We start from the raw sequence: 26,098 nt of genomic DNA, 5'->3' as shown, positions 1-26,098 counted from the left end.
TGATATGAACACGGTTTCCGAAAACAGAACCAAAAGCCTGCTTTATCTCGACGGTGTTTCCGTTTCCTTCGACGGGTTCAGGGCGCTCAATTCCCTGTCCTTCGTGGTGGAGCCGGGCGAGCTGCGGGCCATCATCGGTCCGAATGGCGCCGGCAAGACGACGATGATGGATATCATCACCGGCAAGACCCGGCCGGATACCGGCACGGTGCTGTTCGAAGACAGCATCGACCTCACGAAAAAGGACGAGGCGGACATTGCCCAGCTGGGCATCGGGCGTAAATTCCAGAAGCCAACGGTGTTTGAAAGCCATACCGTCTGGGACAATCTGGAACTGGCGTTGAACCGCAAACGCGGCGTCTTCGCCACGCTGTTCTACAGGCTGACAGCGGAGGACAAGGCGCGTATCGAGGAAATCCTCGCCACCGTGCGTCTCAGCCACCGCCGCGGCGATCTCGCGGCCAACCTCTCGCACGGCCAGAAACAGTGGCTGGAAATCGGCATGCTGCTCGCGCAGGAGCCGAAGCTGCTGCTGGTGGATGAGCCGGTGGCCGGCATGACGGATGCGGAGACAGCCGAAACCGCCGTGCTTCTGAAGGAAATCGCCAAGACCCGCTCGGTCGTGGTGGTGGAGCACGACATGGGCTTCATCCGCGAGCTGGGCGTGAAGGTGACGTGTCTTGCCGAGGGCTCGGTGCTGGCTGAAGGGTCGATCGATTTTGTGTCCAGCGATCCGAAGGTGATCGAGAATTATCTGGGACGGTGATGGAAGCGTCTGCGGCTTTACCCCCCTCTGCCCTACCGGGCAATCTCCCCCACCAGGGGGGAGATCGGCAAGCGGCTAACACCCTACCCCAAGACCAGTAGGCGATGGGACGAGCGGGAACGGCATCTGATCTCCCTCCTTGTGGGGGAGATGCCCGGCAGGGCAGAGGGGGGTAGCGCCGCCCACCAAAGCATCAATGGAGTTGCACCATGCTGAACGTCGACAACATCAACCTCCACTATGGCGCAGCCCAAGCCCTGCGGGGCGTGTCTCTGAAAGCGGAGATGGGCAAGATCACCTGTGTTCTCGGCCGAAACGGCGTGGGCAAAAGCTCGTTGTTGCGCGCGGTCACCGGCCAGCATGCCATCAGTGGCGGGTCGATCAGCTTTGAAGGAGCGGCACTGGATGGGCTGGCGCCTTACCACCGGGCCAAGCGCGGTGTCGGCTACGTGCCACAGGGGCGTGAAATCTTTCCGCTGCTCAGCGTGCAGGAAAACCTTGAAAGCGGTTATGCGCCGCTGCCACGCAAGGAGCGTTTCATTCCCGACGATATTTTCAGCCTGTTTCCGGTGCTGCAATCCATTCTGGGCAGACGCGGCGGCGACCTGTCCGGTGGCCAGCAGCAGCAGCTCGCCATCGGCCGGGCGCTGGTGACGCGGCCGAAAATCCTCGTTCTCGACGAGCCGACCGAAGGCATTCAGCCGTCGATCATCAAGGATATTGGCCGCGCAATCAAATATCTCAGGGATTCAACCGGTATGGCGATCCTGCTGGTCGAGCAATATCTGGATTTCTGCCGTGAGCTTGCCGACTATGTCTACATCATGGACCGGGGCGAAATTGTGCATGAGGGGCTTGCCGAAACGCTGGATACGCCCGAGGCGCGTCGCCATCTGACAGTATAAATCGAGACTAGAAGTCACGCCTGCCGATCACGGCGTGCAAACGGCCGATTAATATTTTGAAAGTCTATGCGTGTCTGCATGGCTTTTATGCGCAATTTTAGCATTTCATTGAATAAACGCCTGTGATATTGGCAGCGGAAATGCTGCATGCGAGACACAGACGAAGTCTATTCGCACGCCGCGACAGTTGATCCCTTACATTCCACGCGCGTCCGACGTATCGTCGGGGAAACCGTGCCCAATAAAGGCGTGTCAATGCATCAAGACTTTGCCCTTGGCCGGGCTGCCCGGCTGTTCCGCTCCGCCCGCACCCTGTTTCTGGGTCTTGCGATCTGCGCGAGCGCGAGTGTCGCAGCGTCGGCCTCGACCTGCGGTCAGCTTGCTCAACCCGGCGTGGAACCGGGCAGGCATGATTTTTCCATTCTTTCCAGTGGTCAGAAACGCGAAGGCGTTTATTTCGTTCCATCCGCCTATGACGGAAAAAAACCGGTGCCTGTGGTGTTCGATTTCCACGGCTCCAACAGCAATCCGCACGGACAGCTGAACCGCAGCGGCTGGGACAAGCTTGCCGAGCGCGACGGCCTGATGGTGGTGGCGCTGGCCGGCAGCCTCAATGGCGAATTGCCCGGCACCCATGCCTGGAACGTTCCTGGTGTTACCACCCGTCCCGGCGGGCTGGATGAGGTGAGCTTCATTCGCGATGCAATTGCCATGGTGAAAGGCAAGTTCTGCGTGGATGAGGAGCGCTTTTACGGTTCCGGTTATTCCGGCGGCGGGCGCATGCTGTCGCAATTCATCTGCAATGGCAGCGCGGATTTCACCGCTGCCGGCTTCGTTGCATCGTTGCGCGCGGGTTATCCGCTGGAGACCGAGGGCAAATGGGGACCGGATGCGGCAAGCTGCAAGCCGGCGCGGCCAATGTCGATCATCGCCTTTGCGGGTCTGAAGGATCCGGCCAATCCCTATCAGGGTGGTGGCAAGTCCTACTGGCAATATGGCGGCGAGACGGCGCTGAAACGCTGGGCGGAAATGGACGGCTGCAAGGGCGGCGCGAAAACCAGACCAGGCGAGAGCTTCACCGTCAATTCCTATGACGTCTGCAAGGGCGGGGCACGTATCCAGTCCTATGTCATTGACAATTGGGACCATGCCTGGCCGCGCGCCACCATGAAGGCGGAAGTGCTGGCAGCGTCGGCGGTCCTTACCCGCAAGCCGGGTGGCGAGCAGACGCCGAAGGCGGAACCCGCCGTGGAGCGCAAGATGCCCACAGGCGAAGTGACGCGCACGGTTGATGCGGCGGAAAGAATGTGGGATTTCTTCCGCAACACGGAAGGACAGATGGTAGTGGATTCCGTCGTCAAAAAAGATTGCGGCGCCAAGGCCGGGTCCGCTTCCGCAACCGTTTCGGAGACCGCGTGCAGCCAGAACAGCAAGCCATCCGCCCTTCCGGTCTCGAAGACGGCGAACCTGCCCGGCAGCAGCGCGCCCGTGGCAGAGGACGCATTGTAACCAAGGCTGTCGAAGGTCGCAGCCGGCTGGACCAATTGTTCCAGGAAGGTTGCGCCAAGATCCGCCTGCCGGATACGTTTTCCAACGAGATTGAGGCCATCCTCATCAACTCCTCCGGCGGATTGACCGGCGGAGATGAAATGGAATGGCAGGCTGTTGCCGGGGCCGGCACCTCGCTGGTGGTGACGACGCAGGCCTGCGAGAAGGTCTACAAGGCATCCTCCGGAACCGCCACCGTCACCGCCCGCGTTTCCGCAGGGCCGGGCGCCCGGTTGCACTGGCTGCCGCAGGAAACCATTCTTTTCGACCGGGCGTCGCTGACCCGCAGGCTGGAAGCCGATCTCGACGCAACCTCCGAATTCATCGCCGTCGAAGCCGTGCTGCTCGGGCGTCAGGCCATGGGCGAAGCGATGCAGCATGGCCAGTTCCGGGATCGATGGCGCATTCGCCATGGCGGCCGGCTGGTACATGCCGAAGAGCTGCTGCTTGCGGGAGAAGTGGCGGAGCTGACTGCAAAACCGGCGGTGCTTGCCGGGCAGGTGGCCTTTGCCACGCTTCTTTATATCGGGCCACTGGCCGAGGCGCTTTTGCCTAAAATCCGGGCTATTGCCGGTGAAAGCGGCGGCGCCAGCGAATGGCAGGGCAAGCTTGTCGTGCGCGTGTCCGCCGCCGACGGTTTCTCCCTTAGAAAAATACTTTTTCCGATCATTTCGCTCTTGCGAAACGGCGCGCCAGTGCCGAAAGTCTGGAATCTGTAAAGCTCCGGATCGCCCGCGACAGGCGACCTTCCGGGGTCTGTCAAACAAGTCGGATCAGCTCCCGAAACACTGTGTTTTGCGGGGCAGGTGCGAAAGCTGCGGGACGACGATGAACCTTACTCCGAGAGAAAAAGACAAGCTGCTGATTTCCATGGCCGCCATGGTGGCGCGCCGCCGGCTGGAGCGTGGCGTGAAGCTGAATTACCCGGAAGCGATTGCGCTGATTACCGATTTCGTTGTCGAGGGCGCCCGCGATGGTCGCGCGGTGGCCGACCTGATGGAAGCCGGCGCGCATGTCATTTCCCGCGATCAGGTTATGGAAGGCATCGCCGACATGATCCATGATGTGCAGGTGGAAGCAACATTTCCCGACGGCACCAAGCTTGTGACCGTTCACGAACCGATACGCTGAGGGGGACGATATGGCGCTGGAGCTTCGGCCCAATTGCGAATGCTGCGACCGTGATCTTGCCCCCGACAGCCGGGTTGCGATGATCTGCTCGTTCGAATGCACCTTTTGCGCCGATTGCGCGACCGATGTGCTCAAAGGCGCCTGCCCGAATTGCGGCGGCGAGCTGGTTCGCAGGCCCATCCGCCCGGCGGCCAATCTCGTCAACAATCCGGCATCGACGACACGGGTGCTGAAGGCTGAAGGCTGCGCGGCAGCCACCGCTGCTTGAGAGAGACAAAGGGGAGCACCATGAAACCAGGCGAAATCATTGCCGCAGAGGGCACCATCGAACTCAATGCCGGCCAGCCGACGGTGACGATCGAGGTTGCCAATACCGGTGACCGGCCGGTTCAGGTGGGCAGCCATTACCATTTCTTCGAGACCAATGCGGGTCTTGTCTTCGACCGCGATAAGGTGCGCGGCATGCGTCTCGACATTCCGGCTGGTACTGCGGTTCGTTTTGAACCCGGCCAGAAGCGGGAAGTGACGCTGGTGCCGCTTTCCGGCAAGCGTGAGGTTTACGGGTTTCGTCAACAGATCATGGGGAGGTTATGAGATGGCGACGGCACATTATCACGGAAGTTGCCAATGCGGCGACGTGAGCTTCGAGGTCGATGCCGATCTCGACCACACGGTCGTGTGCAATTGCTCGCGCTGCAAGCGCTTGGGCTCGACGCTTGCCTTTGCGCCTCGCGAAAAATTCACCCTGCTTTCCGGCGACGACAAGCTGACGGAATTTCTCTTCAACAAGCACAAGATCCATCATCTGTTCTGCTCCACCTGCGGCATTGAGAGTTTTGCCTATGCCGATGGGCCGGATGGGACGCCGATGGTGGCGGTGAATACCAATTGCCTTGATGGTGTCGATCCGCGTGCGCTGAAGCCGCAGGCTTTCGATGGCGCGGCTGCCTGAGTGATGGCCATGACTTCGCAAAAACTCTGTTTCGGTGCGGCCGTCCTGCTGTCTCTTGCGGCGTCTTCCGCATTTGCCGATGACGCGCCCGATTGCACCTCGCCGCAAACGCAGGCCGATATGACCATCTGCGCCGGCAAGGATTACGAAAAGGCCGACAAGCAGTTGAACGCCGCCTACCAGAAGGTCCGCAAGCAGCTTGCCGAGCGTGACAAGACGGCAGACGAGAGCGGCAAGGGTGCCGTGGATGCATTGGTTGCCGCCCAGCGTGCCTGGGTGGCGTTTCGCGATGCCAATTGTGATGCCTTCGGGTTTCAGGCGCGTGGCGGCACGATGGAGCCGATGCTGGTTTCCTCATGCCTGGCCGATATGAGCAACAAGCGCGCTGATGAATTGCGCCAGTTGTCCGAAGGTTTCTGAACGGTATGGGGCGGCGGATCATGATTGTCGGAAACGGAGAAATGCCGCAGGGCGTGGCTGATCTCATCGACCTTTCCGACGTTGTCATCCGCTTCAACGATTGCCGTTCGCTGGGCGCTGGCGGCAGCCGCACGGATGTGGTGGCCGTTTGCAACACCGGCCGGCCCGGCCGCGAGATGAGCGAAGGGGCCGCGTGGCGCGACAATGACGGGGTGCAGCGGGCTTCCGCCATCTGGTCGGTGCGCGATCCCGCGAAATTTTCGCAGATGGAGCCGGATATCCGCGCTCGCTGGCCCGAACTGACCGATTTTTGTGCCGATTATACCGCCGGTTTCGCAGCATTCGCCGAAGAGACCGGCAAGAGCCACATCGTCATTCCGCGCGGGGTGCATGAGCGGCTTGATCACGCATTGCAGGTCTATGCGCCGGCCCCTTATGTCTGCCCGAGCACCGGGCTTCTTGCCATCGCCCATGTTCTGGAGACCGTGAGCGGCGGCGATGACGAGGTGTCGATTGCGGGCTTTGGTCATCAAGGCTGGAACGGACATCCGTTTGCCGCCGAAAAACAGCTTGTAGAGGCCCTCACACACGAGGGCCGGCTGACACGAATTTCTCCCATATCGATTTTCTCCGCGTCCGAAGGAGCCTGAACCCATGCCTTACAAGATTTCCCGCGCCGCCTATGCCGGCATGTTCGGCCCGACCGTCGGCGACAAGGTGCGTCTTGCCGATACCGAACTCTTCATCGAGATCGAGAAGGACTACACGACCTATGGCGAGGAAGTGAAATTCGGCGGTGGCAAGGTCATTCGCGACGGCATGGGCCAGAGCCAGGCGACGCGGGCCGAGGGCGCTGTCGACACCGTCATCACCAACATCGTCATCGTCGACCATAGCGGCATCTACAAAGCGGATGTGGGCCTGAAGAACGGGCGCATCCACGCCATCGGCAAGGCGGGCAATCCCGATACGCAGCCGGGCGTGACGATCATCGTCGGCCCTTCGACAGAGGCGATTGCCGGCGAAGGCAAGATTCTGACTGCCGGTGGCATGGATGCACATATCCATTTCATCTGCCCGCAGCAGATCGAAGAAGCGCTGATGAGCGGCGTTACCTGCATGCTGGGCGGCGGTTCCGGCCCCGCGCATGGCACGCTTGCCACCACCTGCACCGGCGCGTGGCACATCGAGCGGATGATCGAGAGCTTCGACGCTTTCCCGATGAACCTCGCATTGGCGGGCAAGGGCAATGCTTCGTTGCCCGCGCCGCTGGAAGAGATGATCCTTGCCGGTGCCTCGTCGCTGAAGTTGCACGAGGACTGGGGCACGACGCCCGCCGCCATCGACAATTGCCTGACGGTGGCTGACGAATATGACGTGCAGGTGATGATCCACACCGATACGCTGAACGAGAGCGGTTTCGTGGAAGACACGGTTGCCGCCATCAAGGGCCGTACCATCCATGCCTTCCACACCGAAGGGGCAGGCGGTGGCCATGCGCCTGATATCATCAAGGTCTGCGGCAATCCGAACGTCATCCCGTCTTCCACCAACCCGACGCGGCCCTACACCATCAATACGCTGGCCGAACATCTGGATATGCTGATGGTGTGCCACCACCTGTCGTCGTCCATCCCTGAGGATATCGCGTTCGCCGAAAGCCGTATCCGCAAGGAAACCATCGCGGCGGAGGATATTCTCCACGATATCGGCGCGTTCTCGATCATTTCCTCCGACAGCCAGGCCATGGGCCGTGTCGGTGAAGTGGCGATCCGCACCTGGCAGACAGCTGACAAGATGAAGCGCCAGCGCGGCCGCCTGAAGGAAGAGACCGGCGAAAACGACAATTTCCGCGTCCGCCGTTACATCGCCAAATACACCATCAACCCGGCCATCGCACAGGGCGTCAGCCATGAGATCGGCTCCATCGAAGTCGGCAAGCGTGCCGATCTGGTGTTGTGGAACCCGGCATTCTTCGGCGTGAAGCCGGAAATGGTGTTGCTCGGCGGTTCCATCGCCGCGGCACCGATGGGCGATCCGAATGCCTCCATTCCCACGCCGCAGCCGATGCATTACCGCCCGATGTTTGCCGCCTATGGCAAGCTGCGCACCAATTCCTCGGTTACATTTGTCAGTCAGGCGTCGCTGGATGCCGGCCTTGCAGGCCGTCTTGGTGTTGCCAAGAAGCTGATGGCGGTGAAGAACGTGCGCGGCGGTATTTCCAAGGCCTCGATGATCCACAATTCGCTGACCCCGCATATCGAGGTTGATCCGGAAACGTATGAGGTGCGCGCCGATGGCGAGCTTCTGACCTGTGAACCGGCGACGGTGCTGCCGATGGCGCAGCGTTATTTCCTTTTTTAACGGCGTTTCGTGGTGAGATTTATCACAAGATGGATCGGCGGTGGCCTGCTGCTGATCATCCTTCTTCTTGTGCTCGGCACCGTCGTGCCGCGACCCTTTTTTGCCGATGAAACAAGCGGCGTGAGGGATCGCGAGATATTGCTGTTATCCAATCCGATCCATACCGATATCGCCCTGCCTGTTGATGACGATCTGCGGCGGGTATTTTCCGAATTGCAGGAGGGCGGTATCGCGGTCAACCATCCGGCTGCTGCCTATCTGGTGTTTGGCTGGGGTGGCCGGTCGTTTTACATACAGACGCCGACATGGGCCGACCTGAAGCCGATGCCGGTCGTGCGCTCTCTGACACTCGACCAGTCGGTGATGCATGTGGATGTGACGGGGGATTTTCCCGCCGACCTTGCCGGGGTGAAGCGCCTTCGCATTTCCGAAGCGGGATATCAGCGACTTGTGGCGGGCATTCGTGCGAGCTTCCTGCGCGACAATGGCAAAGTTCAGCTTATACCCGGTGCTTCCTACAGCCTGACGGATGGATTTTTCGAGGCGAATGGCTGGTTCAATGCGCTGGCCGGCTGCAACACGTGGTCTGCCGCCATGCTGCGGCAAGCCGGCATTCGCACCGGCTGGTGGACACCGTTGCCGCCACTGTTGCGCTGGTCGGTAGCGCTGCACAATTGATCTTCCCGCGGTGCGACGTTTCGTTGATTTGACGTCTGGTAATCCGATTTTTATGCTGCACCGCAGCGCATCTTGCGCTAAAGAAACGGCAAAAGAATTCCGTGCGGATCGGTCCCAAGCGATCCGTGCAAAACGCCAGAAAATTGAAGACAGATCAGGAGACAAGACATGCTCGGCAAAAAAGTGCCCGCCGTTACCTTCCGCACGCGTGTTCGCGACGAGGCCGTTGGTGGCCCCAACCCTTTCCGTTGGCAGGACATGACCTCCGACGATTACTTCAAGGGCAAAAAGGTCGTTCTCTTCTCGTTGCCCGGCGCTTTCACGCCGACTTGCTCGACCTACCAGCTTCCCGATTTCGAAAAGCTCGCGGGCGAATTCCGCGCGCTCGGCGTCGATGAAATCTATTGCCTGTCGGTCAACGACGCCTTCGTGATGAATGCCTGGGCAAAGGGCCAGAACCTCGAAAACGTCAAGGTCATTCCTGACGGTTCGGGCGAGTTCACCCGCAAGATGGGCATGCTGGTCGCCAAGGACAATCTCGGTTTCGGCATGCGCTCCTGGCGTTACGCCGCCGTCATCAACGACGGTCTGGTGGAGCAGTGGTTTGAGGAAGAGGGCTATTGCGACAATAGCGATACCGACCCTTACGGCGTTTCCTCGCCGCAGAACATTCTGGAAAACCTGAAGAGCCGCGCTGCGGCCTGATTGCGGTTTGCTTTTTTTGACAAGGCCCGGCAGCGATGCCGGGCTTTTTCGTTTTCCGAGATGCGTTCGACCTGAAAACACGCCTTGAAATCGGCCGGGCTATCCGTCAACAATCGGAACCCCAAGACTGTTTCTGAATTGGATCATCCCATGCTGCGCGTCACGTCCTATCACCCCGCCGGAACTCCAGCCGACGAACCTTCAGGTTATGTCACTCTCGCGCATGACCAGCGGCATCTGCGCCGCAAACTTCTGCATTTGCAGAATGACGAGATGGTGATGTTGGATTTGAAGGAAGCCGTGCTGTTTGCCCATGGCGACCTGCTGGTGGTGGAGAACGGTGATCTGGTGGAGGTTCGCGCTGCGGACGAAAAGCTGTTCGAAATCAAGGCGAAGGACCGTCTTCACCTGATCGAGCTTGCCTGGCATCTGGGCAACCGGCACCTTTCGGCGCAGATCGAGGAGGAGCGTATTCTCATCCTGCGTGACCACGTGATCCGCGCGATGCTGGAAGGCCTTGGCGCAACAGTGCGTGATGTGGAAGAACCTTTCCAGCCGGCGCGCGGTGCTTACCACGCCCATGGCGGCCATTCCCACGGTCACGGGCACGGGCACGGGCACGGGCATGACCATGGTCACCATCACGACCATGGCTGAGGCATGAGCGAAGATCGCGGCGTTGCCGCGCTGCTGCGGCTCATGGCCTGGATGTCGCCGGCCTTTCCTGTCGGCGGCTTTTCCTACTCTGGCGGCCTTGAAAAGGCGGTCGAGGACCGGCGCGTCAGTGATGCCGCCGGTCTTTACGGCTGGGTGGAGGTGCTTCTGCGTTCCGGCAGTCTGTGGAACGATGCGGTATTTCTGGCTGATGCCTGGCGTAATGGAACGGACGCCGTCGCCCTGAGTGAAGCGGCGGATCTGGCTCGCGCGCTCGCCGGTTCTGCGGAGCGCAACCGCGAGACGGTGCTCCTCGGCGATGCCTTCGTTTCCGCCGCCGGCGCCTGGCCGAACGCGGTTCTTGAGCTGTTGCCGAAAGAGGTTCCTTATCCTGTTGCCATAGGTGCGGTGGCGGCAGGGCATGGCGTGCCGCTTCGGGAAACGGTTGCCGCATTCCTGCATGCCGGTGTTTCGCAGATCGTCTCCGCCGGTATCCGCCTCGGCGTCGCGGGGCAGAAGGATGGCGTTGCCATTCTCGCCGCAAGCGAGGCGTCGATTGGCGAAATGGCGGCACGGGCAGTGCAATCCACGCTCGACGATCTCGGCAGCGCAACTGTTATCGCCGACACCGCGACCATGCGGCACGAGATGCAGGGAACGCGGCTTTTCCGCTCCTGAATATCTCGCCGCAATGCAGCATTGCCGCCCTTGAAGCGGTCGTGCGAAGCGTTATGGTGGGACAACATCAAAGCATATTGAAGGGAACATGGTTGTGACATCGGGCATGAAATCGGGCAACGGTCCGCTGCGCGTCGGCATTGGCGGGCCGGTCGGTTCCGGCAAGACCGCGCTGACGGAAAAGCTTTGCAAGGCGATGAGCGCCGATTACTCCGTCGCCGTCGTTACCAACGATATCTACACCAAGGAGGATGCGGAAGCGCTGGTGCGCATGCAGGCGCTGCCGTCCGAGCGTATCGTTGGAGTGGAGACGGGCGGATGTCCGCATACCGCCATCCGTGAGGATGCGACGATCAATCTGCAGGCGATTGCCGGTCTCAATGCGCGCTTTCCCGATCTCGATGTTGTCTTCATCGAATCCGGTGGCGACAATCTTGCGGCGACTTTCTCGCCCGATCTTGCCGATATCACCATCTATGTGATCTCCGTCTGTCAGGGCGAGGAAATTCCGCGCAAGGGCGGGCCGGGCATCACCCGCTCGGACCTGCTGGTCATCAACAAGAAAGACCTTGCCCCTTACGTCGGCGCTGATCTGACGGTGATGGACAGTGACGCCACCCGCATGCGCAATGCCATGCCTTTCGTCTTTACCGACATGAAGCGCGGCGAGGGTGTCGATCGCATCGTCGGTTTCCTGAAAGAGCAGGGCGGTCTCTGAGACATGACCACGCCCCTCCGTTTTGGTTCCTATGACGTTTCCCGCTTTGTCGATGGTGTCTACAAGGCGCCTGTCGGCCACCTGATCCACCGGCAGGGCGCGGATGCGCTGGCGGCGGCGCTTGCCGGGCATGAGGGCGAAACGGTGGATATGGACGTCAACTGTTTTGTGCTGTCAGGGCCTGATGGTATTTCGCTGATAGACACCGGTTGCGGCACGGCCTGGGGGCCGACCTACGGCCATGCCCGTGCGGGGATGATTGCCGCTGGGATCCAGCCTGATGATGTCAGCCGTGTTATCCTCACCCATATTCACGGCGACCATGCGCTGGGACTTATCGAAGGCGACCAGCCTTATTTTCCCAATGCGGACATATGGGTGCCCGAGGCCGATCTTGCCTTTTTCACCAGCGAGGATGCACGCAAGAGATTGCCGCCTGCGAGGCAGGGCGCCTTCGATATTGCCGCCCGGCTGCTCGACATTTGTGGTGCCATGCTGCGGCCAATCCCAACTGGCAGGATTGCCGAGGGTATGGAAGCCATCGCCATGCCCGGCCATACGCCTGGCCATACCGGCTATCTCATCGGTAACGGCGATGACCGGCTGTTATTGTGGGGCGATGTGCTGCATGTGAGCGCGTTGCAGGCGGACGATCCGGGTATCGGTTTCGTCTATGATATCGATTCCGAAACCGCATACTCGACACGTCTCGATGCGCTGACCCAGGTTGCCGATCACGGCTGGCTGGTTTCCGGCGGCCATCTTGGCGGGTTTTTCCGCGTCGAGCGAGAGGGCGATCGCTTCCGCTTCGTGCCGCAGCCGGTCTGATATCCTGCTCGACAAAAAATTAGAGGACGGGATACCCGTAGGCGTCCCGTCCTCTTCCTCTCCCCGGTACTTCTTCAAATCTGCTTCAGCGCCGCGACATCATTGACCTGCACGATGCGGCCGCGAACGGTGACGCCCGCCTTTTTCAGTGCGGAGAAAGCGCGCGACAGCGCTTCCGGCGCAAGGCCGAGCTTGCCGGCGAGCAGGCTTTTCTGGAACGGCAGACGCAGCGAAAAGGACGTAGCGTCGCGCGGCCCCTGATTGATCAGGTAATGGGCAACGCGTTGCGGCGCGGTTTGCAGCCGGTCGTTGGCAATGCAATCCATGGTGCCGAGCAGGCTGTTGGAGAGGCAGCGCATCACGGCCTTGGCGATTGCCGGTTCCTGATCCACAAGGCTGCGGATTCTTGCCAGTTCGAAACGCGCCACGGTGCAGCTTTCCGCCGCCTGCGCGCTGTAACGATAGCTGTCGCTGCCGAAGATCAGGCATTCGTTGAAGGTATCGCCCGGACCGCTGACACGCACATCCGCCTCGCGCCCGTGCCTGTCCAGCCGGTAAAGGCGGACATAGCCCGACAGTACACAGTAGAAATATTGCGCTGCCTCGCCTTCCTTGAAGAGTACATGGCGGGCATTGAGATTGGTGACGGTTGCCGCCTCCATCAGTTTCAACGCCGCCGCTTCATCCGCAATCCCTATCAGGGGCACGCGCAGCAGAATGTTCCTGTCCCTGTTGCTCAGCTTTACGGTCTTGTTCACGTCCATCCGGCTCCCGCTCAAACCTTTTGCCGGGTTGTCCGAAGCGATACGAAACCGGGGATGTTCCTTTTCCCTCACGCCTATCTGAAAAGAGCTCATCGCATTATCCTTCGACCGGCAATTCCCGATGCGAGGGAGATTAGCAGTTCACCTGAAAAGCGAATTGATTTCGATCAAATGGGTTTGGCGTTGTTGTGCGGGGAGCAGGGAAATGTGGAGCGAGTGGGTGCGGCCTATCTCTTCTCCCCGGCGTGGATAAGAAGCTAGCCGCAACGCAGTCGCGACCAAGCAAACGCACCACAAAAGGAAACGCCGGGCACTGGACCCGGCGTTTCAACTTTCACTCGGCAGCGAGCGGCGGCAACCGCAATATATTGCTGCCCTTGTCACCGGATTTTTCACCGGAGCCTTTTTCCATGCCGGCAACGCGCGCTTCCAGCGAGGAGAGCGCCAGGCTGTTTTCGCGGGCGATCTCCGAGAGTTTTTCGTTGGAGAGCGACTCTTCCTCCTCTTCCTTCTTGCCGACGAAGCGGCCGAAGAGGTGGGCGAGCAGGCGCGACAGGTCATCCATGATCAGGAAGAAGGCGGGGACCACGATCAGGGACAGCACCGTGGAGACGATGATGCCACCGATCACCGCAATCGCCATCGGCGCGCGGAAGGAGCCGCCTTCGCCGACGCCAAGTGCCGAGGGCAACATGCCCGCCGACATGGCGATGGAGGTCATGATGATCGGGCGGGCGCGCTTGCGGCCGGCCTCGACCATGGCATGCACCCGTTCCATGCCGTGCCGGCGCATTTCAATGGCGAAGTCCACCAGAAGGATGGCGTTTTTCGTCACGATACCCATCAGCATCAGAATGCCGATGAGAACGGGCATGGAAAGCGCGTTCTGCGTGATGATGAGCGCCACGGCCACGCCGCCAATGGCGAGTGGCAGCGAGAACAGGATGGTGAAGGGCTGGATGATATCCTTGAACAGAAGGATAAGCACCACCAGCACCAGAAGCAGGCCGAGCAGCATGGCGTTGACGAAGCCCTGCTGCATTTCGCCCTGCACCTTGGCATCACCGCTTTCGGCAAGGCGAACGCTTGCCGGCAGTTCGGTTTCCGAAACGATCCGCTTGAACTCCGCCGTCGATGTATCGAGCGCTGTGCCGAACGGTACATCGGAGCCGATGGAGACGACGCGGTTGCGGTCGTTGCGCTTGATCGAGCTCGGTCCTTCCGAATAGTCGATATCGGCAACACTATAGAGCGGCACCAGTGAACCGGATGCGGTCTTGACCTTCAGCGCGCGGATGGTGGCGAGGTCACGGCGGGTATCGATGGATGCCTGCACGCGGATCGGGATCTGCCGGTCGTCCAGCGAGATTTTCGTCAACTGTGCGTCGATGTCACCGATGGTGGCGACACGCACCGTCTGCGAAATCTGCTGCGGCGTGATTCCGAGGCGGGCGATCTCGTCCTTGCGCGGGCGGATTTGCAGTTCAGGACGGGGAAGCGCTCCCTCCGAGCTGACATTGGCAAGGATGGGCGAGGCGCGCAGGCGGCTTTCGAGAATGCCGACGGCGTCGTTCAGATCCTTCTCGTTGGACGAGAGGAAGTTGAAGCTCAGTTCGCGTTCCGCGCGGTCGTTCAGCTTGATGATGCGTACATCCGGAATGCTGTGGACCTTGGCGAAGATATCCCGCTCCACATCCCACTGCGGACGGACACGGCCCTTTTCCTCGATCTTCGGAAGATATTGGCCGACAAGCGGAAGCGAGCCGAGACCCTTGTTGACAAGGGTTTTCAGCAGCGAATGGTCGATATGCTGGAGAATGACGTTGACGGTGGCGCGGCGAAGCTCCAGATCGCCCTTGGGCGAGGCGCCGCCGAGGATGAAGACGCTTTCCACACCGTTGATATCGCGGATGGCGTGGAAGATTTCGGTCGTCGTCCGGTCTGTCTCGTCCAGCGTCGCATTCGGCGGCAGTTCCACCGAAAGCGTTACGCGCGAGGCGTCGTCCGGCGGCAGGAAGCTGCCCGGCACCTGGCTTAGAAGCATGACGGAAGCAATGAGGAAGCCGATGGCGCCGACCAGCGTCAGGTAACGCGCCCACCATTTGGAGGTGGTGGCGGAAACCATGCGCGTATAGGCTTTCATCAGCCAGCCGTCATTGTCGGCATGGTCATCCATCGCGTCTTCGGCGCGCATCAGATAGGCGGCCATCAAGGGCGTGATGAGACGGGCGACCGCCAGCGAGAAGAACACCGAGAAGGCGACCGTCAGACCGAACTGGATGAAGTACTGGCCGGGAATGCCGGGCATGAACGACACGGGTACGAAGACGGCGATGATGGTGAAGCTGGTGGCGATGACGGCAAGGCCGATTTCGTCTGCGGCTTCCAGCGAGGCGCGATACGGCGTCTTGCCCATCTTGATGTGGCGGGCGATGTTCTCGATTTCCACGATGGCGTCGTCCACGAGAATACCCGTGGCGAGCGTCAATGCGAGGAAGCTGACGAGGTTGAGCGAGAAGCCCATGATGTCCATGATCCAGAATGTCGGGATCGCGGAGAGCGGCAGGGCCACGGCGGCAATCAGGGTAGCGCGCCAGTTCCTGAGGAACAGCAGAACCACGATGACGGCGAGGACCGCGCCTTCGATCAGCGTATCGAGCGCTGCCGTATAGTTGCCGTAGGTGAAGTAGACGGCGTCATCGACCATCTGGATCGCGACGTCGGGATGGTCCTTGCGGACCTGATCGAGGCTTTCGGCCACGGTTTTGGCGACCGAAACCTCGCTGGCGCCCTTGGAGCGGAACACCGCAAAGGTAACGGCGGGGTTGCCGTTGAAGCGCGAGAAGGACTTCTGCTCCTCATAGGTGTCCGTGACTGTGCCGAGTTCGGCGAGCTTTACGAAACGGCCATTGGAGAGCGCGATGGTGGTGTTGGCAAGCTGGGTGACGTCGCGGGTGTCGCCGAGCGTGCGGATCGTCTGTTCGTTGCCGCCAACCTGGCCGCGGCCGGAGCCGAGGTCGATATTGGTGCCGCGCAGCTGGCCGTTCACTTCGCTTGCGGTGATGCCGTAGGCGTCGAGCTTTTCGGGGCTGAGCGAAACGCGCACTTCGCGGTCGGCGCCGCCATAACGGTCGACCTTGCCGATGCCGGACTTGCCCTGCAGCGAACGCTTGATGGTGTCATCCACGAACCAGGACAGTTCTTCCAGCGTCATGTTCGGCGAGGAGACGGCAAAGGTCTGGATTGCCTGGCCTTCCACGTCGATCTTGCTGACAACAGGCACTTCGATGTCGGATGGCAGATCGCTGCGGATCTTGTCGATAGCGTCCTTGACGTCCTGAACCGCCTCTTCCGTTGGCTTTTCGATGCGGAAGACGACGGTTGTCAGGGATTGTCCGTCGGTGACGGTCGACTGGATTTCGTCGACGCCGCTAATGGCGGCGACAGCGTCTTCGATCTCCTTCGTCACCTGCATTTCCAGCTCGGACGGCGAAGCGCCGCTCTGGGTCACGGTGACGGCAACGACGGGAACGTCGATATTCGGAAAACGGGTTATCGGCAGGGCGTTGAAGGCCTGGATGCCGAGGAACATCAAAAGCGCGAAGCCGAGAAGCGGCGCAATCGGGTTACGGATTGACCATGCGGAGAAGTTCATTTCATTCCCTCAGTCAGTTGGACGCAGCCGTCTGGGCTTCCACCGGTCTTATCCGGTCACCATCACGCACGAATGCTCCAGCTTTCTCGACAACCTTGTCACCAGCGGCAAGTCCTCTGACAATCTCGATGAAACCGCTGTCTTCAATGCCGGTCTCGATCTTCACCTGCTTGACGATGTCGCCTTCCACCTTGCGGGTGGTCGAGCCTTCACGCCCGGAGGTGACGGCCGAAAGCGGCAGGGCAAGCGCGTTCGTCTCTTTTACGATGATCTCCGCGCTGGCATACATGCCCGACCGTGCCGGGCTGTCCGTCGGCAGCACAACATGCACGGAACCAAGGCGCGTGGCCGGGTCGACGGTCGGCGAAACGAGACGCACCTTGCCCTCAATTTTTTTGGCTCCGCCGGCAACCGTCAAGAAAGCTTTCTGGCCGGCCTTCACCCGCTGGATGTCGGTCTCGGAAAGATCGGCGACAAGCTCGATCGCGCCGTCCTTGATGATCGTGAAAAGCGGGTTTCCGGCGCCGCTGGCGATGGCGCCGACCTTGGCATTCTTGGCGGAAACAATGCCGGTGACGGGGGTTTTCACACCCGTGCGCGTCAGTTTCAGATTGATGTCGTCAATCTGCGCGTCCACGACCTTGATGTCTGCCTCTCCGGCTGAAACGGTCTGCTTGGCGGCATCAAGGCGTGCCTGCGCAACCTGGGCAGCGGCCTCGGTTTTTTCCGTCTCGGAGACGGAACCGGAACCGCTCTGGCCGAGCTTGGCGGCGCGATCGCGCTGGCGAAGGGCATCGGCCTTGTTGGCCTCAGCCTCCAGAACCTGCGCCTTGGATTGCGCAACGGCGGCCTGCGCCTTGGCCCTGTTGGCCTCAAGCTGGCTTTTTTGCAGGAGAAGACTGTCCGAGGAAAGCACGGCCAGAACCGCATTCGCCTCGACCCTGTCGCCGATATCGACGTTCAGTTCGTCGATCGACAGGCCGTCGACCAGCGGCTGTACATAAATTTCGTCCACGGGCCTGATGGTGCCGGTGGCGATGATGCGGTCCACGAGATCGCGTGTTGCGGCGTGTGCGACGATGATGGAAGGCAGGTTCTGCTGTTTGACCGGTTCCTGCACTTCTCCCTCGGCCACGGCCGAAAATGGCAGGGCCGTTGCGGAAAGAAGAAGGAAAACAAAGCGGTTAAACGTGACTTTATGCTGCATGTGTCTTGGCTCGCGCAATATTCGATCGCATGTCCTTCAGCCTGAAGGCGTGTTTTAAAAGGTCATGCGGCAACGAATGTGAAACAAGGGATCACAATACTTCCTTCTCGATCCTCCCGATTCAAACGCCCCTCAACGCGAATCTTAAGCACCTTTGCCTCGTGCTTTTTTACAAGATCAAATTCGGCAGTCTTGTTGGCGGGGACTCTAATTGTTGTTGCTATACAAATCAATCCGCATAGCCTCGAGGGTTGATATACATTTTTGTATATGGCCGAGTGTTGTAATTCATCAAACGGGTCACCAGCGCGCAAAAAAACGCGCGGCGATGGCCGCGCGTTTCCATGTTTTCGGCTTCGACGTGACTATTTCAGCGCCGCATCGGTGATTTCAGTGGTGTAGGCGCCTGTCGGCTCCTTGGTGATGACGGGATCGGAACCGCCGCCGAGCAGCGTCTTGACGGTGCGCTCGTAATCCGCCTTGTCCAGCGCGCCCTTCGAGCCGGCGGTCAGCTTGGCGACTTCGCCCATCATGCGCTTCTGGTGCTTTTCGGTCTGGGCGCCGGAGGCGTCATTTTCAAGAACGATACCTGCTGCATCGTCAGGGTGTTCTTCCGCCCACTTCCAGCCCTTCATGGAAGCGCGGACGAATTTGACCATGTCTTGCTTGAACTTGGCGTCCTTCAGCTTGTCTTCGAGAACGTAGAGCCCGTCCTCCAGCGTTGCCACGCCTTCGTCCTCATATTTGAAGGTGACGAGTTCCTCCGGCTTGATGCCGGCATCAATGACCTGCCAGTATTCATTATAGGTCATGGTGGAAATGCATGCGGCCTGCTTTTGCAGCAGCGGATCGACGTTGAAACCCTGCTTGAGGACGGTGACGCCATCCGCGCCGCCGGTGGTCGGAATTTTCAGGTGCGCCATCCACGAGAGGAACGGATATTCATTGCCGAAGAACCAGACGCCGAGCGTCTTGCCCTTGAAATCTTCCGGCTTGGTAATGCCGGTTTCCTTGAGGCAGGTCAGCATCATGCCTGACGTTTTGAACGGCTGGGCGATGTTGACGAGCGGCACGCCCTTTTCGCGGGTGGCGAGTGCCGATGGCATCCAGTCGACGATCACATCCGCGCCACCGCCGGCCAGAACCTGCGCAGGCGCAATATCCGGTCCGCCCGGCTTGATATCGACATCGAGGCCTTCGGCTTCATAAAAGCCCTTGTCCTTGGCGACGTAATAACCGGCGAACTGCGCCTGGGTGACCCATTTCAGCTGCAGGGTGATCTTGTCGGCGGCCTGAGCCTCAAATGCGCTCAGAAGTGACGCGCCGGCAAGAAGCATGGAGGCAAGTTTCATTTTCATCGCTGTTCCCTTTTTCGTTATTTACGTTCGTCCCCCACGGACGGACGGATGCCAGAAGGTGACGGCGCGCTCGATGAGCGCCACCAGACCGTAAAATCCTGAGCCTGCGAGCGCCGCCACGGCAATTTCTGCCCAGACCATATCGACATTGCTGCGGCCCATTTCCGCCGAGATGCGAAAACCCATGCCGACGATGGGCGTGCCGAAGAATTCCGCGACGATGGCGCCGATCAGCGCCAGTGTGGAATTGATCTTCAGGGCGTTGAAGATGAAGGGCCAGGCGGCGGGCAGGCGCAGTTTCAGCAATGTCTGCCCCCAGCCTGCGGCATAGGTGCGCATCAGGTCGCGTTCCATGTGGCTGGAGGCAGCAAGCCCTTGAACCGTGTTCACCAGCATCGGGAAAAACGTCATGATGACGACGACAGCCACTTTCGACTGCCAGTCGAAGCCGAACCACATGACCATGATCGGCGCGATGCCGACCACTGGCAAAGCGGAGACGAAATTGCCGATGGGCAGCAGCCCGCGCTGGAGGAAGGGTGAACGATCGATGAGGATGGCGACGATGAAACCGAGGCCGCAGCCGAGCACATAACCTGTCAGCACCGATTTGAGGAAGGTCTGGCGGAAATCCGCCCAGAGGATCGGTAGCGAGCCGAGAAGGCGGGCGAGGATGGCGCTCGGGGCAGGCAGCAAGATGGGGGGGACGGAGAAGCCGCGCACCACACCTTCCCAAAGCGCGAGAATAGCCAGCCCGAAGAGAAGCGGTACTGCCATGCGGCTCATTTGCTTTGCCAACTGTGATGCGAAGATGTGGCGCACCAGCCATTCGTTGCAGGCCCAGGTGGCAAGCCAGAACAGGATTGCGCCAATAAACCAGACGGGATTTGTCATGGCCGCGCTCCCATTCTCTTGAGGACGGCTGCGTGAGCGATGCCGATGATCGAGACCAGAATGGCGGCCACACCGGCGGCCATGAACAGCGCTGCCCATATCTGCACGGTCTGGCCGTAATAGGAGCCGGAGAGCAGACGCGCGCCGAGACCGGCGACAGCGCCCGTTGGCAATTCGCCGACGATGGCCCCGACCAGCGCAATCGCGATGGCGATCTTCAGCGAGGTGAAGAGATAGGGCAGGGCAGACGGCCAGCGCAGCTTCCAGAAGATTTGTGCGGGCGAGGCATTATAGGTGTGCATCAGGTCCAGCTGGATGGTTTCGGGGCTTCTGAGGCCCTTCACCATGCCGACGACAATCGGGAAGAACGAGAGATAGGTGGAAATCAGCGCCTTGGGCAACAGCCCGGAAATGCCGATGGAATTCAGGACGACGATGATCATCGGCGCGACGGCAAGGATTGGAATGGTCTGGCTGGCGATGATCCACGGCATGACCGAGCGGTCCATGGCGCGATTGTGGATGATGGCGACGGCAAGCAGGATGCCGAGCACCGCGCCGATGGCGAAACCGAGGAGCGTGGCCGAAAGCGTGACGCCCGCGTGATAAACGAGGCTGCGCTTGGAGGTGATCGCCTTGTTGACGGTGGTGTCCCACAGTTCCGCGATGATCTGGTGCGGCGCGGGGAGAACCGGGCGCTCCTGTGCGAAGGTTTGCGGCAGAAGCTCCATGAAGCTCGGCGTCTGGCCGGCGCGGTTTGCCTGATCGCGGACGAAGGGCATGTTGAGGTAGATGACGGAAAGGTGCCAGACGATGAGGATGGCGAGGAGGACGGTGAGGATGGGGAGGACGCGGTGGCGGAGGAGGGTCATTGCGGTGCCCTCGGTTGATGGGGGGTAATGCTGGCGATGACGTCACCCCTCATAGCTATGCCCCGCCTTCAGCCCCTCACGCACGCGATGCGCAATTGCCAGAAATTCCGGCGTCTCCCTGATCTCAAGCGGCCTTTCCCTTGGCAGCGTGGATTCGATGATATCCGTTACCCGGCCGGGCCGTGGTGACATCACGACGATCTTGGTCGAGAGATAAACGGCTTCCGGGATGGAGTGGGTGACGAAGCAGATGGTCTTGCCGGTCGTATCCCACAGTTTCAGCAGCTGTTCGTTCAGATGGTCGCGGACGATCTCGTCCAGCGCGCCGAAGGGTTCGTCCATCAACAGCAGGTCGGCATCGAAGGCGAGCGCGCGGGCGATGGAGGCGCGCTGCTGCATGCCGCCGGAAAGCTGCCATGGGTATTTCTTGCTGAAACCGCTGAGATTGACGAGATCGAGCGTGCGGTCGATGCGCTCCCTCTGTTCGGCCTTCGTATAGCCCATGATTTCGAGCGGCAGCGCAATGTTCTTTTCGATGGTCCGCCAGGGATAGAGTGCGGCGGCCTGAAAGACATAGCCGTACGACCGGTCCTTGCGGGCGTTTTCCGGCGTGGTGCCATTGACGGTGATATCGCCGGATGTGTGCTTTTCGAGATCGGCAATCACCCGCAGGAACGTGGTCTTACCGCAGCCGGAAGGGCCGATGAAGGAGACGAACTCGCCCTTGCCCACTTCCAGATCGACATTGGAAAGCGCGTGCACCGGGCCATCGCCGGTTTCGAAGGTGAGGCCGAGATTTCTGGCGGAAACGACGGAATAGGACGAGGCTTGGTTCATCGTGGCTTGTTTCCACTTTCCGTCAGGGCTGCGCGTGCCAGCGGCAGCATACGTGTTTCCGTGAGTTTGGCGATCGGCAGATTGGAGGCCGCATCCAGATCGAGCCAGCGCACCTCCTCTATCTCGGCCTGTGGGGTAACTTCGATATTCAGTTGGGCGACGAAGGCATGGGCCACGACCTCCGCCCCTGTCTCATTGGCGGCCTCCTCCCGAAAGATGCCCTCATATCGCGCGGCATTTTCAGGAAGCGTGAGGCCGATTTCCTCGGCAAGTTCACGGTGAAGCGCCTGCTCAGGCGTTTCACCCGGATCGATCTTGCCGCCCGGCTGCATGAATTGCGTGGTGCCGCGCTTGCGCACGACAAGCATTTGCCGCCGCGCATTCAGGAGAACGGCGGCAGCGATGACGATTTCGCGTTTCGGATCGGTGCTCAAGGTCATACACCCGATGCCGGTATACCGCTGCGTTCCACCTTGCGTGGCGCGACGAGCTCTTTCCATGTGGACAGCGCCTTGCTGACGGCGGGATAGGGATCCCGGGCGACGAACGTGCCGTGACCTTCCTGCGTCTTGACCGTGCTTTCCTCGATGCTGACGATGCCGCGCGACAGGGTGAAGCGCGGCAGGCCCTTGACCTTCTGTCCTTCGAACACGTTGTAATCTATGGCCGATTGCTGGTTTTCCGCGCGGATGGTCTTTTCCCGCGCCGGGTCCCAGACGACGAGATCGGCATCGCTGCCGATGAGGATCGCGCCCTTTTTCGGATAGATGTTGAGGATTTTCGCAATGTTGGTGGAGGTGACGGCGACGAATTCGTTTATCGTCAGCCGGCCGGTCGCCACGCCATGGGTCCAGAGCAGCGGCAGGCGATCTTCCAGCCCGCCGGTGCCATTGGGGATCTTGCGGAAGTCACCGAGGCCGAAGCGCTTCTGGTCGGTGGTGAAGGCGCAATGGTCGGTCGCCACGCATTGTAGCGAGCCGGAGGCGAGACCCGCCCAGAGGCTATCCTGATGCTGGCGGTTGCGGAAGGGTGGCGACATGACCCGGCGGGCAGCATGGTCCCAGTCGGCATTGGCGTATTCGCTTTCATCGAGGATCAGGTGCTGGATCAGCGGTTCGCCATAAACGCGCATGCCGTTCTGACGCGCACGGCGGATGGCTTCATGTGCCTGCTCGCAGGATGTATGAACGACATAAAGCGGCGCACCGGCCATATCGGCGATGATGATGGCGCGGTTGGTCGCTTCGCCTTCGACGGAGGGCGGCCGGGAATAGGCATGCGCTTCCGGACCGACATTGCCTTCCGCCATCAGCTTTTCCTGCATCTGCGCGACGATATCGCCGTTTTCCGCATGAACGAAGGGAATGGCGCCAAGCTCGGCGCAACGCGAGAAGGAGGCGAACATCTCGTCGTCATTCACCATCAACGCGCCCTTGTAGGCCATGAAGTGCTTGAACGAATTGATGCCCTTTTCCTGAACCACAGTCTTCATCTCGTTGAAGACCTGCTCGCCCCACCAGGTAACGGCCATGTGGAAGGAATAATCGCAGTTGGCTCGCGTTGCCTTGTTGTCCCATCTTTGCAGGGCATCGAGCAGCGACTGGCCGGGATCGGGCAGACAAAAATCCACCACCATGGTCGTGCCGCCGGCAAGGGCGGCACGCGTGCCACTCTCGAAATCATCGGCGGAATATGTGCCCATGAAGGGCATTTCCAGATGCACATGCGGATCGATGCCGCCGGGCATGACGTAACATCCCGTGGCATCGAGCACTGTGCCGCCGGTCAGATCGGGTCCGATCTCTGTGATCTTGCCGCCTTCGATTTTAACATCGGCCTTGTAGGTCAGGTCGGCGGTGACGATGGTGCCGTTCTTGATAATGGTGGCGGTCATTGCACGATCTCCGCAGTTTCCAGCACCGCATGCAGCAGCACGTCGCAGCCCGCGGCGGCCCATTCGGAGGAGATGTCTTCGGCTTCATTGTGGGAAAGACCGTCCACGCAGGGGCAGAAGATCATGGTGGAGGGGGCAACCCTTGCCGTCCAGCAAGCATCATGGCCAGCGCCGGAAATGATGTCCATATGGCTGTAGCCCAGCTTTTCGGCAGCAGCGCGCACGCGGCCCACCAGCACCGGATCGAAGGTGACGGGATCGAAATGGCCGATGGCCTCGATTGAGCAGCCGACGCCGAGTTCTTCGGCGATAACGGGCACCTCGCGTTCGAAAATGGCGCGCATGTTGTCGAGTTTCGCCTGCGAGGGGGTTCTGAGGTCGATGGTGAAAACCACCTTGCCGGGCAGCACATTGCGGGAATTGGGCGTGAAGATCATCTGGCCGACGCCGGCGACGGCGCCCGGCTGGTGGGCCATCGCCACTTCCTGCACCTTTTCGAGGATGCGGGCGGCGGCGAGGCCAGCATTGACGCGCATGGCCATCGGCGTCGAGCCGGTATGCGCCTCCTTGCCTGTCAGCGTCACTTCCAGCCACCACAGGCCCTGACCATGGGTAACGACGCCGATCTGCTTGCCTTCCGCCTCGAGGATAGGCCCCTGTTCGATATGATATTCGAAATAGGCGTGCATCTTGCGGGCGCCCACCTCTTCCTCACCCAGCCAGCCGATGCGCTTCAGCTCGTCGCCATAGGTCTTGCCGTCGGTATCGGTGCGGCTATAGGCGTAATCGAGATCGTGAATGCCGGCGAAGACGCCGGAAGCCAGCATGGCCGGGGCAAAGCGCGCGCCTTCCTCATTGGACCAGTTGGTGACAACAACGGGGTGTTTCGTCTTTATGTTGAGATCGTTCAGGCTTCGCACGACTTCCAGTCCAGCCAGCACACCGAGAACGCCATCGAACTTGCCGCCGGTTGGCTGGGTGTCGAGATGGCTGCCGATATAGACCGGCAGTGCATCCGGGTCCTCGCCGGGGCGTGTGGCGAACATCGTGCCCATCTTGTCGACGCCCATCGTGAGGCCGGCCGCTTCGCACCAGCGCTTGAACAGGCTGCGGCCTTCAGCATCTTCATCCGTCAGCGTGCGGCGATTATTGCCGCCGGCAATGCCGGGGCCGATTTTCGCCATGTCCATCAGACTGTCCCACAGACGGTCGCCATTGACCGTCAAGTTCTTACCCGCTGCCATGAAGTGTCGTCCTCACCTGTTTTGTTTTTATCGAAGCAAAGCTTGTGCCGTTCCCGTTTTTGCCGGTTAAGATAACAGCCATTGCCTTGTGATGGCGATGGTGGATAAATTGACCGGCTGGTAAACATTGCAAATTCGCCATGACGTCAGCAAGGGATTTTCGTGACGAATCGCACTAATTTTGCCTAAACTGTACGCGGCGATTATTTTTTAAGCATACTGTAGCGGCAATTGCATCGAAAAGAAACACAGAGAGCAGAGTATGGCCATACCGCGCGCAGCGAAAACACAGAAGCGGACCCGCATTCAGGAAGAAAAGCAGGAAGCGATTCTTGAGGCCGCGCTGAGTGTGTTTTCCACCAACGGCTTTCGCGGTTCAACCATCGACCAGATTGCCGAGGCGGCCGGCATGTCGAAACCGAACGTACTTTATTATTTCCGCACCAAGGAGGCGATGCATCGCGCGTTGATCGAGCGGGTGCTGGATACCTGGCTGGATCCGCTCAGGGCTTTCGATGCCGAGGGCAATCCTGAAAGCGAAATCCGCTCCTATATTCGCCGCAAACTGGAAATGTCGCGCGATTTTCCGCGCGAGAGCCGCCTGTTTGCCAATGAAATTCTGCAGGGCGCGCCCCATATCGAGGATGAGCTGAAGGGTCCGCTGAAGCAACTGGTGGATGAAAAGGCGGAGGTAATCCGCGTCTGGATCAAGGCCGGAAGGATGGCGAAATGCGATCCCTATCACCTGATTTTCTCGATCTGGTCGACCACGCAGCACTATGCGGATTTCGACGTGCAGGTGCGGGCCGTGCTGGGCGACAAGAACGGTGGCGAAGGCCGGTTTGAGGATGCAGCCCGGCACCTGGAGCAGCTTTTCATGGGCGGATTGAAGATCAACAACTGATCTGGTGAGGTTATCGCGAATATGTGATCGATTCTTTATGTCAAAACATGAGGAAAATTATCACCTTTATACTTTACTCCAAAACTCATCTTTATTATGGTGCCGGCATCCCGAACGTCGGG

General features: G+C 60.1%; 28 protein-coding genes. 18 read left to right on the top strand and 10 right to left on the bottom strand.

Annotation, left to right across the window (positions count from 1 at the left end):
* The first annotated feature begins 4 nt into the window (after positions 1-4).
* The 17 genes from urtD (at position 5) to aidB (ending at position 12,347) form a co-directional block, all read left to right on the top strand.
* Positions 5-766, top strand: a complete 762-nt coding sequence (gene urtD, locus QE432_RS10970) for an urea ABC transporter ATP-binding protein UrtD (RefSeq protein ID WP_003513917.1) — start codon at positions 5-7, stop codon at positions 764-766.
* A 209-nt stretch (positions 767-975) separates the two neighbouring features.
* On the top strand, positions 976-1,671 hold the full coding sequence (gene urtE / locus QE432_RS10965; RefSeq protein ID WP_306624255.1) for an urea ABC transporter ATP-binding subunit UrtE: 696 nt from the start codon (positions 976-978) through the stop codon (positions 1,669-1,671).
* A 255-nt stretch (positions 1,672-1,926) separates the two neighbouring features.
* A complete protein-coding gene (locus QE432_RS10960; protein ID WP_306625930.1) occupies positions 1,927-3,180 on the top strand; it encodes an alpha/beta hydrolase family esterase in 1,254 nt (417 codons plus the stop codon).
* Complete coding sequence (locus QE432_RS10955) at positions 3,087-3,938, top strand: urease accessory protein UreD (RefSeq protein ID WP_162693345.1); 852 nt, start codon at positions 3,087-3,089, stop codon at positions 3,936-3,938. The genes QE432_RS10960 and QE432_RS10955 overlap by 94 nt, the downstream gene beginning before the upstream one ends.
* Before the next feature lie 109 nt (positions 3,939-4,047).
* Positions 4,048-4,350 carry an urease subunit gamma gene (locus QE432_RS10950; RefSeq protein ID WP_003513909.1) on the top strand — a complete coding sequence of 101 codons (303 nt, stop codon included), beginning with the start codon at positions 4,048-4,050 and terminating at the stop codon, positions 4,348-4,350.
* Positions 4,351-4,360: 10 nt separating this feature from the next.
* Positions 4,361-4,618: a DUF1272 domain-containing protein gene (locus tag QE432_RS10945; protein WP_111804603.1), complete on the top strand. Its 258-nt coding sequence runs from the start codon at positions 4,361-4,363 to the stop codon at positions 4,616-4,618.
* Between the two features lie 20 nt (positions 4,619-4,638).
* Positions 4,639-4,944 carry an urease subunit beta gene (locus QE432_RS10940; protein ID WP_003491734.1) on the top strand — a complete coding sequence of 102 codons (306 nt, stop codon included), beginning with the start codon at positions 4,639-4,641 and terminating at the stop codon, positions 4,942-4,944.
* A 1-nt stretch (position 4,945) separates the two neighbouring features.
* Positions 4,946-5,302, top strand: coding sequence for a GFA family protein (locus QE432_RS10935; RefSeq protein WP_113556485.1), 357 nt, complete (start codon positions 4,946-4,948; stop codon positions 5,300-5,302).
* A 9-nt stretch (positions 5,303-5,311) separates the two neighbouring features.
* A complete protein-coding gene (locus QE432_RS10930; RefSeq protein WP_111804650.1) occupies positions 5,312-5,722 on the top strand; it encodes a lysozyme inhibitor LprI family protein in 411 nt (136 codons plus the stop codon).
* Between the two features lie 5 nt (positions 5,723-5,727).
* Positions 5,728-6,372: a Urease operon accessory protein gene (locus tag QE432_RS10925; RefSeq protein ID WP_174049906.1), complete on the top strand. Its 645-nt coding sequence runs from the start codon at positions 5,728-5,730 to the stop codon at positions 6,370-6,372.
* Between the two features lie 4 nt (positions 6,373-6,376).
* The gene (ureC, locus tag QE432_RS10920) at positions 6,377-8,086 is read left to right on the top strand and encodes an urease subunit alpha (protein WP_306624251.1); all 1,710 of its coding nucleotides are present in this window, start codon (positions 6,377-6,379) and stop codon (positions 8,084-8,086) included.
* Positions 8,087-8,095: 9 nt separating this feature from the next.
* Positions 8,096-8,764, top strand: coding sequence for a TIGR02117 family protein (locus QE432_RS10915; RefSeq protein WP_162696504.1), 669 nt, complete (start codon positions 8,096-8,098; stop codon positions 8,762-8,764).
* A gap of 168 nt (positions 8,765-8,932) precedes the next feature.
* On the top strand, positions 8,933-9,469 hold the full coding sequence (locus tag QE432_RS10910) for a peroxiredoxin (protein WP_013636710.1): 537 nt from the start codon (positions 8,933-8,935) through the stop codon (positions 9,467-9,469).
* 150 nt (positions 9,470-9,619) lie between these two features.
* Positions 9,620-10,126: an urease accessory protein UreE gene (gene ureE / locus QE432_RS10905; protein WP_162690661.1), complete on the top strand. Its 507-nt coding sequence runs from the start codon at positions 9,620-9,622 to the stop codon at positions 10,124-10,126.
* Positions 10,127-10,129: 3 nt separating this feature from the next.
* Positions 10,130-10,801, top strand: a complete 672-nt coding sequence (locus tag QE432_RS10900; protein ID WP_162696141.1) for an urease accessory protein UreF — start codon at positions 10,130-10,132, stop codon at positions 10,799-10,801.
* Between the two features lie 106 nt (positions 10,802-10,907).
* Positions 10,908-11,519 (top strand): urease accessory protein UreG, encoded by a 612-nt coding sequence (gene ureG / locus QE432_RS10895; protein WP_013636707.1) that lies wholly within the window; start codon positions 10,908-10,910, stop codon positions 11,517-11,519.
* A 3-nt stretch (positions 11,520-11,522) separates the two neighbouring features.
* Positions 11,523-12,347: an AidB family quorum-quenching N-acyl homoserine lactonase gene (gene aidB / locus QE432_RS10890; protein ID WP_174049900.1), complete on the top strand. Its 825-nt coding sequence runs from the start codon at positions 11,523-11,525 to the stop codon at positions 12,345-12,347.
* 74 nt (positions 12,348-12,421) lie between these two features.
* Here the strand turns inward: aidB and QE432_RS10885 are convergent, their stop codons facing one another.
* The 10 genes from QE432_RS10885 to QE432_RS10840 all read right to left on the bottom strand — a co-directional run bounded on the left by QE432_RS10885 (position 12,422) and on the right by QE432_RS10840 (position 25,072).
* Positions 12,422-13,111 (bottom strand): Crp/Fnr family transcriptional regulator, encoded by a 690-nt coding sequence (locus tag QE432_RS10885; protein ID WP_019565122.1) that lies wholly within the window; start codon positions 13,109-13,111, stop codon positions 12,422-12,424.
* Positions 13,112-13,445: 334 nt separating this feature from the next.
* Positions 13,446-16,766, bottom strand: coding sequence for an efflux RND transporter permease subunit (locus tag QE432_RS10880; RefSeq protein ID WP_038491998.1), 3,321 nt, complete (start codon positions 16,764-16,766; stop codon positions 13,446-13,448).
* 13 nt (positions 16,767-16,779) lie between these two features.
* Positions 16,780-17,973 (bottom strand): efflux RND transporter periplasmic adaptor subunit, encoded by a 1,194-nt coding sequence (locus tag QE432_RS10875; RefSeq protein ID WP_306624247.1) that lies wholly within the window; start codon positions 17,971-17,973, stop codon positions 16,780-16,782.
* Between the two features lie 365 nt (positions 17,974-18,338).
* A complete protein-coding gene (locus tag QE432_RS10870; RefSeq protein WP_003513879.1) occupies positions 18,339-19,331 on the bottom strand; it encodes an ABC transporter substrate-binding protein in 993 nt (330 codons plus the stop codon).
* Positions 19,332-19,352: 21 nt separating this feature from the next.
* The gene (locus QE432_RS10865) at positions 19,353-20,225 is read right to left on the bottom strand and encodes an ABC transporter permease (RefSeq protein ID WP_306624245.1); all 873 of its coding nucleotides are present in this window, start codon (positions 20,223-20,225) and stop codon (positions 19,353-19,355) included.
* The gene (locus QE432_RS10860; RefSeq protein ID WP_038491990.1) at positions 20,222-21,097 is read right to left on the bottom strand and encodes an ABC transporter permease; all 876 of its coding nucleotides are present in this window, start codon (positions 21,095-21,097) and stop codon (positions 20,222-20,224) included. Before QE432_RS10860 ends, QE432_RS10865 begins: the two co-directional genes overlap by 4 nt.
* A gap of 42 nt (positions 21,098-21,139) precedes the next feature.
* A complete protein-coding gene (locus QE432_RS10855; RefSeq protein ID WP_003513873.1) occupies positions 21,140-21,934 on the bottom strand; it encodes an ABC transporter ATP-binding protein in 795 nt (264 codons plus the stop codon).
* On the bottom strand, positions 21,931-22,374 hold the full coding sequence (locus tag QE432_RS10850; RefSeq protein WP_162632995.1) for an NUDIX hydrolase: 444 nt from the start codon (positions 22,372-22,374) through the stop codon (positions 21,931-21,933). The genes QE432_RS10855 and QE432_RS10850 overlap by 4 nt, the downstream gene beginning before the upstream one ends.
* A complete protein-coding gene (gene hydA / locus QE432_RS10845; RefSeq protein WP_306624242.1) occupies positions 22,371-23,828 on the bottom strand; it encodes a dihydropyrimidinase in 1,458 nt (485 codons plus the stop codon). The genes QE432_RS10850 and hydA overlap by 4 nt, the downstream gene beginning before the upstream one ends.
* Positions 23,825-25,072, bottom strand: coding sequence for a Zn-dependent hydrolase (locus QE432_RS10840; RefSeq protein ID WP_111784093.1), 1,248 nt, complete (start codon positions 25,070-25,072; stop codon positions 23,825-23,827). The genes hydA and QE432_RS10840 overlap by 4 nt, the downstream gene beginning before the upstream one ends.
* A 262-nt stretch (positions 25,073-25,334) precedes the next feature.
* On the opposite strand from QE432_RS10840, the gene QE432_RS10835 reads away from it, so the two are divergent.
* Positions 25,335-25,976, top strand: a complete 642-nt coding sequence (locus QE432_RS10835; RefSeq protein ID WP_003513869.1) for a TetR family transcriptional regulator C-terminal domain-containing protein — start codon at positions 25,335-25,337, stop codon at positions 25,974-25,976.
* Positions 25,977-26,098 lie beyond the last annotated feature (122 nt).

The organism is Agrobacterium sp. SORGH_AS_0745, from assembly GCF_030818995.1.
Taxonomy (GTDB): domain Bacteria; phylum Pseudomonadota; class Alphaproteobacteria; order Rhizobiales; family Rhizobiaceae; genus Agrobacterium; species Agrobacterium tumefaciens.
The sequence above is the reverse complement of the archived record's forward strand: the minus strand, read 5'-3'. Positions and strand labels throughout refer to the sequence as shown.